The 14,010-nt window shown below is 72.0% G+C and carries 13 protein-coding genes; 7 read left to right on the top strand and 6 right to left on the bottom strand.

The window, feature by feature from the left end:
* The 3 genes from BX286_RS11245 to BX286_RS11235 all read right to left on the bottom strand — a co-directional run bounded on the left by BX286_RS11245 (position 1) and on the right by BX286_RS11235 (position 2,427).
* Positions 1–693: a class I SAM-dependent methyltransferase gene (locus BX286_RS11245; protein WP_100863789.1), complete on the bottom strand. Its 693-nt coding sequence runs from the start codon at positions 691–693 to the stop codon at positions 1–3.
* Positions 693–1,604 (bottom strand): phosphotransferase, encoded by a 912-nt coding sequence (locus tag BX286_RS11240; protein ID WP_121014925.1) that lies wholly within the window; start codon positions 1,602–1,604, stop codon positions 693–695. The genes BX286_RS11245 and BX286_RS11240 overlap by 1 nt, the downstream gene beginning before the upstream one ends.
* Before the next feature lie 73 nt (positions 1,605–1,677).
* Entirely contained in the window at positions 1,678–2,427 is a 750-nt protein-coding gene (locus tag BX286_RS11235) for a hypothetical protein (RefSeq protein WP_121014924.1), read from the bottom strand.
* Positions 2,428–2,619: 192 nt separating this feature from the next.
* Here BX286_RS11235 and BX286_RS11230 point away from each other — a divergent pair, with 192 nt between their 5' ends.
* The gene (locus BX286_RS11230; protein WP_079426217.1) at positions 2,620–3,975 is read left to right on the top strand and encodes a helix-turn-helix transcriptional regulator; all 1,356 of its coding nucleotides are present in this window, start codon (positions 2,620–2,622) and stop codon (positions 3,973–3,975) included.
* Between the two features lie 33 nt (positions 3,976–4,008).
* Positions 4,009–4,503 (top strand): NUDIX domain-containing protein, encoded by a 495-nt coding sequence (locus BX286_RS11225; protein WP_079426214.1) that lies wholly within the window; start codon positions 4,009–4,011, stop codon positions 4,501–4,503.
* 260 nt (positions 4,504–4,763) lie between these two features.
* On the opposite strand, the gene BX286_RS11220 is transcribed toward BX286_RS11225, so the two are convergent.
* Both BX286_RS11220 and BX286_RS11215 read right to left on the bottom strand, forming a co-directional pair.
* On the bottom strand, positions 4,764–5,318 hold the full coding sequence (locus BX286_RS11220) for a hypothetical protein (protein WP_079426211.1): 555 nt from the start codon (positions 5,316–5,318) through the stop codon (positions 4,764–4,766).
* On the bottom strand, positions 5,311–6,090 hold the full coding sequence (locus BX286_RS11215; protein WP_167747580.1) for a carboxylesterase: 780 nt from the start codon (positions 6,088–6,090) through the stop codon (positions 5,311–5,313). Before BX286_RS11215 ends, BX286_RS11220 begins: the two co-directional genes overlap by 8 nt.
* Before the next feature lie 219 nt (positions 6,091–6,309).
* On the opposite strand from BX286_RS11215, the gene BX286_RS11210 reads away from it, so the two are divergent.
* From BX286_RS11210 to BX286_RS11195, 4 genes are all read left to right on the top strand, one after another.
* Positions 6,310–7,035: a 1-acyl-sn-glycerol-3-phosphate acyltransferase gene (locus tag BX286_RS11210; protein ID WP_079426205.1), complete on the top strand. Its 726-nt coding sequence runs from the start codon at positions 6,310–6,312 to the stop codon at positions 7,033–7,035.
* Positions 7,036–7,081: 46 nt separating this feature from the next.
* Entirely contained in the window at positions 7,082–8,296 is a 1,215-nt protein-coding gene (gene macS / locus BX286_RS11205; protein ID WP_237292767.1) for a MacS family sensor histidine kinase, read from the top strand.
* An 80-nt stretch (positions 8,297–8,376) separates the two neighbouring features.
* Positions 8,377–9,021, top strand: coding sequence for a response regulator transcription factor (locus tag BX286_RS11200; protein WP_079431668.1), 645 nt, complete (start codon positions 8,377–8,379; stop codon positions 9,019–9,021).
* Positions 9,022–9,176: 155 nt separating this feature from the next.
* Positions 9,177–10,208 carry a 6-phosphofructokinase gene (locus BX286_RS11195; RefSeq protein WP_079426199.1) on the top strand — a complete coding sequence of 344 codons (1,032 nt, stop codon included), beginning with the start codon at positions 9,177–9,179 and terminating at the stop codon, positions 10,206–10,208.
* Positions 10,209–10,290: 82 nt separating this feature from the next.
* Here the strand turns inward: BX286_RS11195 and BX286_RS11190 are convergent, their stop codons facing one another.
* Positions 10,291–12,219 (bottom strand): anthranilate synthase family protein, encoded by a 1,929-nt coding sequence (locus BX286_RS11190; protein WP_121014923.1) that lies wholly within the window; start codon positions 12,217–12,219, stop codon positions 10,291–10,293.
* 330 nt (positions 12,220–12,549) lie between these two features.
* Here BX286_RS11190 and BX286_RS11185 point away from each other — a divergent pair, with 330 nt between their 5' ends.
* Positions 12,550–13,914 carry a class II 3-deoxy-7-phosphoheptulonate synthase gene (locus tag BX286_RS11185; RefSeq protein WP_185117263.1) on the top strand — a complete coding sequence of 455 codons (1,365 nt, stop codon included), beginning with the start codon at positions 12,550–12,552 and terminating at the stop codon, positions 13,912–13,914.
* Positions 13,915–14,010: the final 96 nt, after the last annotated feature.

The raw sequence follows: 14,010 nt of genomic DNA, 5'->3' as shown, positions 1-14,010 counted from the left end.
TCAGCGTTTGCGGGCGGTGATCAGGAGGGTGGTGGGCCACGGGTCCAGGCGCGGGTGGCGCAGGTCGAGGGCGGCGGTGATGCGCAGGCCGGTGCGGGCGAGGTGGGCGGCCCAGCGGTGCGCGTCGAACTCCCAGCGGGCGATGGGGTGGCGGGTGCGGTCGGGCATGGTGACGTAGTCCTCGCGGGGGCGGTCGTCCGGCGAAGGATGTCTTCCGGCCCGGGCCGGGTGGGGAACCGAGAAGGCCAGGACGCCGCCGGGCGCCAGGTGGCGGGAGATCTCGGCGAGGAGGAGGTCCGGGGCGACCAGGCCTACGGCGCCGAAGACGGAGTAGATCCCGTCGAAGGTCCGGGCGGTGGCCTGGAGGTGGTGCAGGGCGTGGCCGGCCGAGAAGGTGGTGCCGGTGATGTGGCCGTAGTGGGAGCGTGCCCGGCGGACCTGGAGGCCGACCAGGTCGACGCCCGTCGTGGGGGCCTGATGGTGGTGGGCGAGGTGGGCGACGTTGTGGCCCGGGCCGCACCCCAGTTCCAGCAGGCGCTTGCCGCGCAGGTCCCGGCCGAGGAGCTCCGCGCCGGGGCCCAGGCCGGGGCGGGTGGTCCACTCCATCCGTGCGGGAGGGGTGAGGGCGTGCGTCGGGGCGCCGGCGAGGCGCTGGACGGCGTGGGCGTACCAGGGGGAGACCTGGGCGAGCACTAGACCTCCAGGAAGTGGACCACGTCACCCAGGTGGCGGCGGACGACCGGGATGTAAGCGAAGTCCCTGGTCGGATCGTTGATCCAGCGGATCGCCTGCTCCATGAACCACTCGACGGCCCACATGCGGTGCCAGCCCAGGGCCCATGCCTCGGCCGCCAGGCCGCCCCGGGGGGCGAGGGCGTCCTCGTGGCCGCCTGCGGTGACGTACTGATCGAGGAACACCCGGAGGCGGACGGGGTCCGGTGTGTCGGTGGTGCCGTGGTACGAGGCGAGGTCGATCAGGCCGGGGCCGGTGAAGGCGCGGGCGAAGTCGAGCAGGTGCCAGCCGTTCTCGCCGATGTGGAGGCTGGTGGGGTGGAACTCGGAGTGGACCCAGCCGAACGGGTCCAGTGTCGCTCCCCGGGCGCGGGCCCCGGCTGCTGCGGAGGTCTTTCGCAGCGCGGTTTCGATGTCGTCGCAGTCCGTCCACCGACCGGCCTTGCGGAGGCGCTGGAGGTGGTCGAGGGCCCGGGTGGGGAGGGACGCCAGACCGTTGCCGTCGAGGAAGGGCAGACCGTTGGCCGGGCGGGCCCGGTGGAGCAGGACGGCGGCGGTGGCACCGTCTACGTCGTCGGCCTCACGTACCGGAGTGCCGAGGTCGTCCATGAGCATCCCGAGCCAGTCGTCCTGCACGGCGGTGGCGTGGAGCTCGGGGACCGGCAGACCGCGCTGGTGGGCGATTCGCAGGGCCTGGGCTTCGCGGTCGAAGGGCTCCTTGGCGTACTTGAAGACGGAGGTGGTCCCGTCGGGGAAGGTGACGCGTTCGACGCCGGACATGCCCCAGACACGGATTTCGGTGCGTTGGGGGACGGGCTTGTGGAGGAGGGTGCACAGGTCGTCGAGGAGGGTGGTGGTCAGGCTCTGGTCCATGGGGGTGTCTCCGGAGGGGGGGATGGACGGCTTCGGGGCGAGCGTGTCGTCCGCCCCGAAGCCGGACTGGGGCCTACTCGGGGGCGGTCACGCGGTGGGCGTAGACCTGCTCGATCCAGCCCGCCTTGAACGCGGCGAGGTCGTCACGGAAGTTGGCCATCGAGGCGCCGTAGGGCGCGACGCCGCCGCCGGTCTGGTCCGGCACGGACTGGCAGCCGTGCACGAGACGGCCGCCGAGGGCGGCGTGGGCCTTGATGGACTCGATGCGGCGGTGCTCGTTGAACCAGCCGCCGTGGTAGACCTCGTCGAGCATCCCGCCCATTTCGTCCTCCAGGTCGAAGACGACGGAGGTGGCGGCGGGGAAGAACCAGCACGGGCCGACGTTGGAGATGTGCCCGTCCAGCTCGACCTTGTTGAGCGCCATGAGCGTGGCGGCCTCGCGGAGCATCCGCAGGTGTCCGGCGGTGATCTGCGGGAGGCCCAGGCCGGAGAGGTGCTCGTCGCGGAAGAGGTACGCGTACACCTCGTACGCCGTCGCCAGGACGCGGGCGGCATCCGACGTGGACTCGGCGTGGTTCTTGATGAAGTCGAGCGCCAGCTGCTCGACCGCACTCTCGGTCGTCTCGTCGACGTCCAGGAGCTGGGCCTTGACCAGCTCCCAGTCGGCGAGGAGCCAGGTGCTGGACTCGAAGCGGAAGAAGTACTCGGCCGGGTCGATGGTGATGCGTCGTCCCTCGACCTGAATGCCGGGCAGCCGGTTCCAGCGCGGGTCGAAGGCGTCAGGCAGCTCGACCGTGATGGTCGTGGTGTCGATGATGGTCACGGTGTCTCCGTCTCTGATCGTCCGGGCCAGGGCATAGGAATGCCCGAGCCCGTTGGGGCGTACGGAACTTGGGGGCCGCCCGGCCCGAAGGTGGGGCGGCTGTCGATAAGTGAACCGTCCGCTACGCAGAGTGGGTACGGTGTGACCGGGCCCAAGCGGTATACGCGGTTTACAGCTCCGGGACGGAGGAACGTGCCAGCGCCGACCGACGCCAACTCCCGCCTGCGCGAGACCATCCACGAGGCCGGATGCACGTACGAATCGCTCGCCCACGACGTCCGCCGCATCGCAGCCGAGAACGGTGAACTCCTCCAGACCAACAAGTCCGCGATCTCCCACTGGGCCAACGGCACCCGCGAGCCCTCGGGCCAGACCGGCCAGTACCTTGCCGAAGCCCTCTCCCGCCGCCTCGGCCGCATCGTCACCCCGACCGAGATCGGCCTCCAGCCCGGCGATGCCGGAGCCACCTCGAACGGCGACCCGGTCCTGACCGTCACCGATCTCGGCCGCGCGGACGTCGAACGCCGCCGATTCCTCGCCATCGCAGCCTTCACCACGGCAGGCGTCGCCATGCCGCTGCTCCACGACCACGAGGCGACCTCCCGGATGCTCCGCGCCCGTACCGGCCGCTCCCTGGTCGGAACCGACGACATCGACGTCGTACGCCAGATCACCGCAGCCTTCAGCGCCGCCGACGAGCGCCTGGGCGGCGGCCATGGTCTGACCACCGTCACCGCCTACCTCGCCGACACCGCCGCCCCGATGCTCCGCGGCCGCTTCCCCTCTGAGCCGTTACGCCAGGCCGCCTTCGGCGCCGTCGCCGAACTCGCCTACCTCGCCGGGTGGAAGCACCACGACCTGGGCCACGAAGGCGCCGCCCAGCGCTATTACCAGGTCGGCTACCAGCTCGCCTGCGAAGCCGACCCCCACGGCCACGCTGCCTGGATGATGCGCGCCCTCGCCCATCAGGCCCTGAGCCTCAAACAGCCCCATCACTGCGTCGACCTGGTCGAAGGCGCCCTGCGACGTGGCCTCGGCCATGTCGACGGCCAGACCGAAGCCCTTCTCCACATCACCCATGCCCGCGCCTACGCTGCCACCGACGCGAGCCCCTCGGCTGCACGCGCCCTCCTCGCCGCCGAAGACGCCCTGCTCCGGGACGACGGCCCCCAGCCCAGCTACTCCCGCGTCAGCGGCCCCGCCGCCGGCACCGTGGCCAGCCACACCGCCCGCACCCTGACCGACCTCGCCGACCACGTCGGCACCGAACAGCAGCACCGCGACGCCCTCACCCGCTGGGACCCGGACAAGTACAAGCGCGTCCACGCCCTCACCCACGCCGACCTGGGCGACAGCCTCGCCGCTCAGGCCCGCGCCGACGAAGCCGTCTCCGCGTGGACCCAGGCCCTCGTCCTCATGGAGGGCATGACGTCCGACCGGACCCGGAAGGCGATCACCTCGATCCGCTCCACCCTCGCGGTCTACCAGCACCGCCGCGTCCCCGGCGCCGCCGATCTCGCCCGCAGAGCCCGCGAGGCCCTCGCCTAACATGCCCAACAACCGTCCGACGAAGGGAACACCGTGGCCCAGCAGACCGACGACCGCTCCCAAGCCCTCAAGCCGGCGCTCGAATCGATGACCCTGCTGGTCGCGGCCGTCATCGTCCACGACAAGGCCACCAACCGCGTCGTCCTCCTCCAGCGCAGTGAGAACGCCAAGTTCGCCCAGGGCATGTGGGACCTCCCCGTCGGCAAGAGCGAACCGGGCGAACCCATCACCGAGACCGCCGTCCGCGAGCTCTACGAGGAGACGGGCCTCACCGTGAAGCCGGAATCCCTCAAGGTGGCCCACATCATCCACGGAGCCTGGGGCGTCGAAGCCCCCAACGGATTCCTCACCGTCGTGTTCGCTGCCAACGAATGGACCGGCGAACCCGAAAACCGCGAACCCCGCAAGCACTCCCAGGTCCGTTGGGTCGCCGCCGACGCCATCCCCGACGCTTTCGTGGACACCACATCAAGCGCTCTTCGTCAGTACTTGAACGCCGGTCCGGAGGTTTCGCTGAACGGGTGGTGAATCGCCCGACGACAGCGCTCCAGACGGCTCGCAGACGCTGAGACGAGGGCAGCGCGTAGCGATCTGTTGCGCACACCGGTCCCGGCCGCCTCTCCGCTTCCGCCCGGCCAAGGCTCCGCCGAGCGGCCGGCCCCGGCCGCCCGGGGGAGGCGGGTGGGCAGCTACCGGCCCGCCCCTACCCCTCGAGGGGGAGATGGCGGGCCCGCGCCGCGAGGCGTCGCCGCGGACGGCGTCAGTACCGCGCCGCGGGGCCCCGCCCCCTACACCACCGCGCCGCGGCCCGGGTCGTCGTCGCCGTCGTCCGTGTCGCCCGACATGCGGGCCACCAGGGTGGCGAAGCCGCCCAGGAAGCCGCCGATGCCCAGGGTGGTGAGCCACCAGGTCATGTCCCACTGGAGCAGTACCGCCACCAGCAGCAGTACCGGGCCGCCGACCACCGCCAGCCAGGCGAACTTCGCCGTCGTGTCCGCCGGCGGGAGCTCCGGGGGTTCCGGGGGGACGAAGTGGCCCTCGTCGCCCGCTTCGCCCGCCAGGTCTTCGTCCTTCGGCTCCGCCGGGGTGTGGTCGCGGGGCCCGAGGCCGACGCCCGGGGCGAAGACCACCGAGCTGCCCAGGGCCGTCGGCGCCGTCGGGGCGGCGGCCGGGGGCTCCGGCTGGACGTCCTCCTCCGGCAGCATCAGGTTCTCGATGGGCCGGAACGGACGGGCCCCCGGCGGGTCCGGCGGTTCCTGCCCGTACCCGGCGACGATCGCGGCCCACGCCGCTTCCTCGTCCAGCGGGGGCACACCCCCGGAGGACTCCTCGTGCTCAGCCACCGCTGGCCGCCCCCTCCCTGCCGACGCTCTCCGCGAGCCGCCCGACGAACGCATAGCTGTCCGCGAAGATCCGCTCCGCGTCATGGTCCAACGTCGCGACGTGATAACTCTGTTCCAGCAGGGTCTCGGTGACGTCCGTCGACGACACCCGCGCCAGGATCCGCTCCGAGTCCACCGGCGGGACCACGTGGTCCTGGGGGCTGTGGAGCAGCAGCACCGGCTGCGTGACCTGCGGCAGCTCGGTGTCGACCAGCTGGAAGAACTTCCTCAGCGAATGCGCCGCCTTCGTCGGCACCCGGTCGTAGCCGACCTCCGCCGCGCCCGGCTTGGCGATGTCGCTGGCGATCCCCGCCGTGGACCGGATGAAGTGCTTGGCCACCGGGAGGGCCACGGCCAGCGGGTCGTGCACCTTGTTGGCCGGGTTGACGAGGACGATGCCGCTGATCGCCTCCCCGTGCTTGGCGGCCAGCCGCAGGGTCAGCGCGCCGCCCATCGAGAGCCCGAACACGAACACCTGCGTGCACCGGTCCAGCAGTTCCCTCAGCGCCCGGTCCACCTCGGCGTACCAGTCCTGCCAGCCGGTGAGCTGCATGTCCTGCCAGCGCGTGCCGTGCCCCGGCAGCAGCGGCAGCGAGACCGTCAGTCCGCGCTCGGCCAGGTACTCGGCCCAGGGGCGCAGCGACTGAGGGGAACCGGTGAAGCCGTGGCAGAGGAGCACGCCCACCTCTCCGCCCTCGTGGCGGAACGGCTCTGCTCCAGGGAGGACGGGCACCACAGTCTCCTTGATGGGTGAGGACTACGAGAGGACTACGACTCGACGAGGGCCTTGACGCGTGCGGGGTACGGGTACGTACGGGTGCGTCGCGCTGTGTGACTTCACCGTACGCGACCGGGATGACACCGACCAGGGTCGTCGGGCGCTCTCGGCGGAGCCAGGGGTTATGGTCTGATCGACAGACACAGGAAGGCTTTCGAGTTGATCTACGGCGCAATGAAGTTCTCCATCGGCGGGTCCCTGAAGCTCGCCTTCAGGCCGTGGGTGGAGGGCCTCGAGAACATTCCCGCGGAGGGGCCGGCGATCCTCGCGAGCAACCACCTGTCCTTCTCCGACTCCTTCTTCCTCCCGGCCGTGCTGGACCGGAAGGTGACCTTCATCGCAAAGGCGGAGTACTTCACCTCCCCCGGGGTCAAGGGCAAGCTGACCGCGGCCTTCTTCAAGGGCGTCGGCCAGCTCCCCGTGGACCGCTCCGGCGCGCGCGGTGCGGGCGAGGCCGCCATCAAGAGCGGTATCGAGGTCATCGAGCGCGGAGAGCTGTTCGGTATCTACCCCGAGGGGACCCGTTCACCCGACGGCCGCCTCTACCGCGGCAAGCCCGGCGGCCTGGCGCGGGTGGCGCTGGCCACCGGTGCGCCCGTGATCCCGGTGGCGATGATCGACACCGAGAAGATCCAGCCGCCCGGCAAGGTGGTCCCGAAGCTGATGCGCCCGGGCATCCGGATCGGCAAGCCGCTGGACTTCAGCCGCTACCAGGGCATGGACGGGGACCGCTTCATCCTGCGCTCGGTGACCGACGAGGTCATGTACGAAATCATGAAGCTGTCCGGCCAGGAGTACGTCGACATCTACGCGACCGCCGCCAAGCGGCAGATCGCGGACGCCGAGAAGGCGGCCAAGGAAGCGGCCAAGGCCGACAAGGGCGACGGCGGCGCGGAGTAGTTCCCGCGGGCGGCAGGCTGCCGTCCGCGCGGCGGGGGTGGGGGAGATGGCGGCGAAGCGCGAGCGCGTCGTGCGGATGTCGGTCGAGCAGCCGCTGTGGCGGGCGCTGACCGCGTACCGGCTGCTCACCATGGTCTACGCGGTGCTGCTGTTCCTCTCCGCCCACAAGGACTTCGTCCGTCCCGGCGTCGCGGTCGGCTACCTCGCCGTCCTCGTCGTCTGGACCCTGGCCACCTACCGCCGGGTGGGCGGCGCGGCGCACTGCACCAGGGGTTTCCTGGCCGCAGACCTCACCGTCGCCCTCGCCGGGATCGCCCTGACCCCGCTCGCCGACGCCCACGCCCGCATCCAGGCGGGCGGCCCCACCCTCCCCAGCATCTGGACGGCCGGCTCGGTCCTCGCCTTCGCCCTCAAGGGCGGCTGGCGGTGGGCCGGTATCGCCTCCACCTTCGTGGCCGTCGCCAACATCGCCATCCACGGCGGCGACCCCACCCGGGACACCCTCCACAACGTGCTGCTGGTCTGGGTCGCCTCCATCGCCCTCGGCTACGTCGTCGAGGTCGCCCGGGCCAGTGAGGCCACCCTCGCCCGCGCCCTGGAGATCGAGGCCGCGACCCGGGAGCGCGAACGCCTCGCCCGCGACATCCACGACGGTGTCCTCCAGGTCCTCGCCATGGTCCAGCGGCGGGGCACCGAGCTGGGCGGCGAGGCCGCCGAGCTGGGCCGGATGGCCGGGGAGCAGGAGGTGGCGCTGCGCACGCTGGTCTCCAGCGGGCTGGTCCGCCCCTCCCGGGTCTCGCGTGACGAGGCGCTGGGCGCGCGGGTGGACACGTACGAGGTGGAGGAGCCGGGCGCCGACGAGGGCGAGCTGGACCTGCGGGCCCTGCTGGCCCCGCACGCCGGCTCCCGGGTGAGCTTCGCCGAGCCGGGCGCCCCGGTGCCGCTGCCCGCGCCCGCCGCGCGGGAGCTGGCCGCGGCGGTGGGCGCCGCCCTGGACAACGTGCGCAAGCACGCCGGGGAGGGGGCCAGCGCCTGGATCCTGGTCGAGGACTGGGGCGACGAGGTGATCGTGACCGTACGGGACGACGGCCCGGGCATCCCGGCCGGCCGGCTCGACCAGGCGGAGGGTGAGGGACGGATGGGCGTGGCCCTGTCCATCCGGGGCCGGCTGCGCGACCTCGGCGGCAGCGCCGAGCTGGTGTCCGTCCCCGGGCAGGGCACCGAAGTGGAACTGAAAGTACCGAGGGGGAGGACCCAGTGAACGGCAGCGGCAGCGGCAGCGGCAGCGGCAGTGACGGCGTCGGCGTCGGCAGCGGCGACGGGCTCCATGACATCAAGGTGATGGTCGTCGACGACCATCCGATGTGGCGGGACGCGGTGGCCCGCGACCTGGCCGCCGCGGGCTTCGACGTGGTCGCCACCGCCGGGGACGGCCCCGAGGCGGTGCGCCGGGCCCGTGCCGTCGCCCCGCGGGTGCTGGTCCTCGACCTCAACCTGCCCGGCATGCCCGGGGTCCAGGTCTGCAAGGAGCTGGTCGGCACCGACCCCGCGCTGCGCGTGCTGGTCCTGTCGGCGAGCGGGGAGCACGCGGACGTGCTGGAGGCGGTGAAGTCCGGGGCCACCGGTTACCTGATGAAGTCGGCCGGGGCCCAGGAGCTGATCGACGCGGTGCGCCGCACCGCCGCCGGCGACCCGGTGTTCACCCCGGGCCTGGCCGGGCTGGTGCTCGGCGAGTACCGGCGCCTGGCCACCGACCCGGCGCCGGCCGCCGCCGACGAGCCGAAGGCGCCGCAGCTGACCGACCGGGAGACCGAGGTGCTGCGGCTGGTGGCCAAGGGGCTGTCGTACAAGCAGATCGCGGAACGGCTGGTCATCTCGCACCGCACGGTGCAGAACCACGTGCAGAACACCCTCGGCAAGCTCCAGCTGCACAACCGGGTGGAGCTCGTGCGGTACGCGATAGAGCGCGGGCTCGACGACGCCTGAGGGTGCTCCGGCGTACCCGCCGGTCGTACTTACTTCCCCGTACGAGTGAACACGCGTACGCAACGCCCCGTAATTCCACCGGAATTGCCCACTCCAGGCCCCTTGCTGTGACCTGGGTCACCACTAGCGTGGCGGTCATGGCGAAGGGAGATTCCATGAAGGTCGGAGTGCTCACGGGCGGCGGCGACTGCCCCGGGCTCAACGCGGTGATCAGGGGCGTCGTCCGCAAGGGCGTCCAGGAGTACGGATACGGGTTCGTCGGATTCAAGGACGGCTGGCGGGGGCCGGTCGAGGGGGACACCGTCCCGCTGGACATCCCCGCCGTCCGCGGGATCCTGCCGCGCGGCGGCACCATCCTCGGCTCCTCGCGCACCAACCCGTTCAAGACCGAGAACGGGGTCCGCTCCATCAAGGACAACCTCGCCAAGGCCGAGGTCGACGCGCTCATCGCGATCGGCGGCGAGGACACGCTGGGCGTGGCCGCCCGGCTGTACGAGGAGTACGGCATCCCCTGCGTCGGCGTCCCCAAGACCATCGACAACGACCTGTCGGCCACCGACTACACCTTCGGCTTCGACACGGCCGTCGGCATCGCGACGGAGGCCATCGACCGGCTGCACACCACGGCCGAGTCCCACATGCGGGTCCTGGTCGTCGAGGTGATGGGGCGGCACGCCGGCTGGATCGCCCTGCACTCCGGGCTCGCGGGCGGGGCGAACGTCATCCTCATCCCCGAGCAGCGCTTCGACGTGGACCAGGTCTGCGCCTGGGTGACCTCCCGCTTCAAGGCGAGCTACGCGCCGATCGTGGTGGTGGCCGAGGGGGCCATGCCGAAGGACGGCGACCTGGTGCTCAAGGACGCGGTGTCCCGGGACTCCTTCGGCCACGTCCGGCTGTCGGGTGTCGGGGAGTGGCTGGCCAAGGAGATCGAGGCGCGGACCGGCAAGGAGGCCCGCACCACGGTCCTCGGGCACATCCAGCGCGGGGGCACCCCGAGCGCCTTCGACCGGTGGCTGGCCACACGGTTCGGGCTGCACGCGATCGACGCGGTGCGGGACGGGGACTTCGGGAAGATGGTCGCGCTCAAGGGGACGGACATCGTGCGGGTGCCGATCGCCGAGGCGACGGCGAGGCTGAAGACGGTGGACCCGGCGCTGTACGAGGAGGCGGGCGTCTTCTTCGGCTGACCCCGCCGCCGGGGTGCCGGCGGGGCTGTTCACGGCCCCACCGGCACCGGGGACCGGCCCCGCAGGGCCCGCCCCCGCCCCGCTACGCGCCCCGCCCCACCGGGACCACGGCCCGGACCAGGCCGGCGACGAGCTCCGCGCCCCGCAGCGTGAGGACCGACTCGGGGTGGAACTGGACCCCCGCGAAGCCGCGTGCCGCGCAGCGCAGGGCGTGGACTTCGTCCGTGAGCGGGTCCCGGGAGACCTCGACCCCGTGCGCCGCCAGCTCCGCCTGCGTCTCGGCGTCGCAGGCGGCGGTGTACGTGTTGTAGAAGCCGACCACCTCCGGCCTGCCGAAGAGGTCGATCCGCACCTGCGCCCCCTGTGCCGGCTCCGTCTTGCGGACGAGGGGGAGGCCGATCTGCTCCGCCAGCAGCTCGTGGCCCAGGCAGACGCCGAGCAGCCCGCCCCGGTGCGAGGCGAGCAGTTCGCCCGCCAGCCCGCGCAGCATCCGCATCTTCGGGTCCGCCCCGTCCGCCGGGTCGCCCGGGCCCGGGCCCAGGACGACCGGGCCCTGCCAGGCCGACGCCGCCTCCCGCAGCCCCGGCTCGTCGTAGCGGCGCACCGTCACCGACAGGCCCGCCGCCCGCAGCACGTGCGCCAGCATCGCCGTGAAGGTGTCCTCGCCGTCCACCACCAGCGCGTGTCCCCCGGCGGCGGGCATCCGCTCCTGCATCCGCAGCCAGAACGGCGCCAGGTCCGCCCGCCTCGCGGCCAGTGCCGCCCGCACCCGGGGGTCGTCCGCCAGCCGGGCGCCACCGGAGGAGGCGGGGCGCGGCGCGGCCCCGCGCACGCCCAGCGCGGCCAGCACACCGGCGGCCTTGGCATGCGTCTCGGCCACCTCGCCCCGCGGGTCCGAGTGGCGGACCAGGGTGGCCCCGACCGGGACCCGCAGCGTCCCGTCCGGGGCGATGTCGGCGGTGCGGATCAGGATCGGGGAGTCCAGGGTCTGGGCGCCGGAGGGGTCCAGGCCGAGCAGGGCCAGGGCGCCCGCGTAGTAGCCGCGGCCCCCGTTCTCGTACCGTTCGATCACCCGGCAGGCGTTCTGTACCGGCGAGCCCGTCACGGTCGCCGCGAACATGGTCTCCCGCAGCACCTCCCGGACGTCCAGCGAGGAGCGGCCGCGCAGCTCGTACTCGGTGTGCGCGAGGTGGGCCATCTCCCGCAGGCGGGGGCCGACCACGGTGCCGCCCATGTCGCCGACCGTGCACATCATCTTCAGTTCCTCGTCCACCACCATCGACAGCTCCTCGGTCTCCTTGCGGTCGCCGAGGAAGGCGAGGAGCGACTCGGCGGTCGGCCCGCCCGCCGGGTAGCGGTAGGTGCCGCTGATGGGGTTCATCACGACCGTGCCGCCCGTCATCCGGACGTGGACCTCCGGGCTGGCCCCGACCAGGGTGCGGTCCGGAGTGTGGACCACGTACGTCCAGTACGCGCCCCGCTCGCCCTCCAGCAGCCGCCGGAACAGGGCCAGGGCGTCGGCCCGGCCGAAACCGCCGATCCGGCCCTCGTACGTCCGCCGGATCACGAAGTTCGCGCCCTCGCCCCGGCCGATCTCGTCCCGGATCACCCGCTCGACGGTGGCCGCGTACTCCTCGTCGCCCACGTCGAAGCCCCCGCCCTCGACCCGTACGCAGTGGTCCGGGAGGGCGGCCAGTGCCTCGGTCAGCGGGACCTCGTAGGCCTCCTCGGCGCACAGCACGCTCAGCGGGGTGCCGTCGTCGCGCACGTCGAACCCGCGCTCGCGGATCTGCCGGAACGGGACCAGCGCCAGGGTGGGCAGCTCGCGCACGGGCAGGTCGGCCAGGCGGGCGGCCTCGTGGACCGGGCCGAGGAGCACCTCGACGGTGTCGTGGTCCCGGCCGGGGGTGCGCCGGCGCAGCAGCGCGAACGGCGGGGCGCCGTCGTCGAGGAGCCGGGAGAGGGCGAAGGGGGAGAACGGTGAGAACGGGGAGAACTGAGGCTGGGGCATGGAGCGGGCGTCCTTCCGGTGGGGTGTCGGGAGGAGGAGCGGCCCGTGTCTGCCTGCGTACGCAGAAGGCCGCCCCTCGGGGCGGCCTTCGTGTCGCTCGTGTCAGTGGGTACGCACGAGGGGCGGGCCGCCGGGAGCGGACCACCACCAGTTCTGGACGGAGAGCGCGTACATGGGAGGCACCCTAGCCGAAACGGCCGCCGTCCTGCCGCATCCCGCCTCCTCCGGCATATGAACCTTGAATTCCGTTCATCCGGGGTCCGTGGACCTTCGAACGACACCGTCTCACCAGGTGGGCGTCCGGCCGGACACGGCGAATGACGACGTAATGTGTACGAGGTGACCGTGAACGCTGAAAACCACGCCCTCGCCGCCAAGGCGACCTGGCGAGACCTTCCCGCGGCGCAGCAGCCTTCGTACCCCGATGCCGAGGCCCTGCGCGCTGTCGTCGCGGACCTCGAGTCGTATCCTCCGCTCGTCTTCGCGGGCGAGTGCGACCAGCTGCGCGCCCGCCTGGGAGCCGTCGCCAAGGGCGAGGCGTTCCTGCTGCAGGGCGGCGACTGCGCCGAGGCCTTCGACGCCGTTTCCGCCGACCACATCCGCGCCAAGCTGAAGACCCTGCTCCAGATGAGCGCCGTCCTGACGTACGCGGCCTCTGTGCCCGTCGTCAAGGTCGGCCGCATCGCGGGCCAGTACTCCAAGCCGCGCTCCAAGGACACCGAAACCCGCGACGGCGTGACCCTGCCGACCTACCGCGGCGACTCGGTCAACGGCTTCGCCTTCACCGAAGAGGCCCGCGTCCCGGACCCCGAGCGGCTCAAGCGGATGTACCACGCGTCGGCCTCCACGCTGAACCTGGTACGCGCCTTCACCACCGGCGGTTACGCCGACCTGCGCCAGGTGCACGCCTGGAACCAGGACTTCGTGAAGTCCTCCCCGTCCGGGCAGCGCTACGAGCAGCTCGCGCGGGAGATCGACAACGCGCTGAACTTCATGAAGGCCTGTGGCACCGACCCGGCCGAGTTCAAGGCGGTGGAGTTCTACTCCTCGCACGAGGCCCTGCTGCTGGACTACGAGGGCGCCCTCACCCGTACGGACTCCCGTACCGGCAAGCTGTACGACACCTCCGGCCACATGGTCTGGATCGGTGAGCGCACCCGCCAGCTGGACCACGCGCACATCGAGTTCTGCTCGCAGATCGCCAACCCGGTCGGCATCAAGCTCGGCCCGACCACCACGGTGGACGAGGCGCTGACCTACATCGACCGCCTGGACCCCGAGCGTGAGCCGGGACGGCTGACCTTCGTCGTCCGCATGGGCGCCGACAAGGTCCGCGACAAGCTCCCCGAGCTGGTCGAGAAGGTCACCGCGTCCGGTGCGACCGTCGCCTGGGTCACCGACCCGATGCACGGCAACACCTTCGAGGCGGCCTCCGGCCACAAGACGCGCCGCTTCGACGACGTCCTGGACGAGGTCAAGGGCTTCTTCGAGGTCCACAAGGCGCTGGGCACCCACCCGGGCGGCATCCACGTCGAGCTCACCGGTGACGACGTCACCGAGTGCGTGGGCGGCGGCGACGAGATCTTCGTCGACGACCTGCACCAGCGCTACGAGACGGCCTGCGACCCGCGTCTCAACCGCAGCCAGTCGCTGGACCTGGCCTTCCTGGTGGCGGAGATGTACCGCGACCAGTGACGGGCCGATGAGCTCTGAGTGAGGATGGGGCGCGGATCCATGTGATCCGCGCCCCATCCTCGTCCCCGGGCCTTTTAGGCTTACCTAACTTTGGGT

This window comes from Streptomyces sp. 3211.6, assembly GCF_003634815.1.
Lineage (GTDB): Bacteria > Actinomycetota > Actinomycetes > Streptomycetales > Streptomycetaceae > Streptomyces > Streptomyces katrae_A.
The sequence above is the reverse complement of the archived record's forward strand: the minus strand, read 5'-3'. Positions and strand labels throughout refer to the sequence as shown.

Coding starts and splice junctions, on each gene's coding strand:
- BX286_RS11240 (WP_121014925.1), bottom strand. CDS start 1,604: ATGGACCAGAGCCTGACCACCACCCTCCTCGACGACCTGTGCACCCTC.
- BX286_RS11210 (WP_079426205.1), top strand. CDS start 6,310: ATGAAGTTCTCCATCGGCGGGTCCCTGAAGCTCGCCTTCAGGCCGTGG.
- macS (WP_237292767.1), top strand. CDS start 7,082: ATGGCGGCGAAGCGCGAGCGCGTCGTGCGGATGTCGGTCGAGCAGCCG.
- BX286_RS11200 (WP_079431668.1), top strand. CDS start 8,377: ATGGTCGTCGACGACCATCCGATGTGGCGGGACGCGGTGGCCCGCGAC.
- BX286_RS11195 (WP_079426199.1), top strand. CDS start 9,177: ATGAAGGTCGGAGTGCTCACGGGCGGCGGCGACTGCCCCGGGCTCAAC.
- BX286_RS11190 (WP_121014923.1), bottom strand. CDS start 12,219: ATGCCCCAGCCTCAGTTCTCCCCGTTCTCACCGTTCTCCCCCTTCGCC.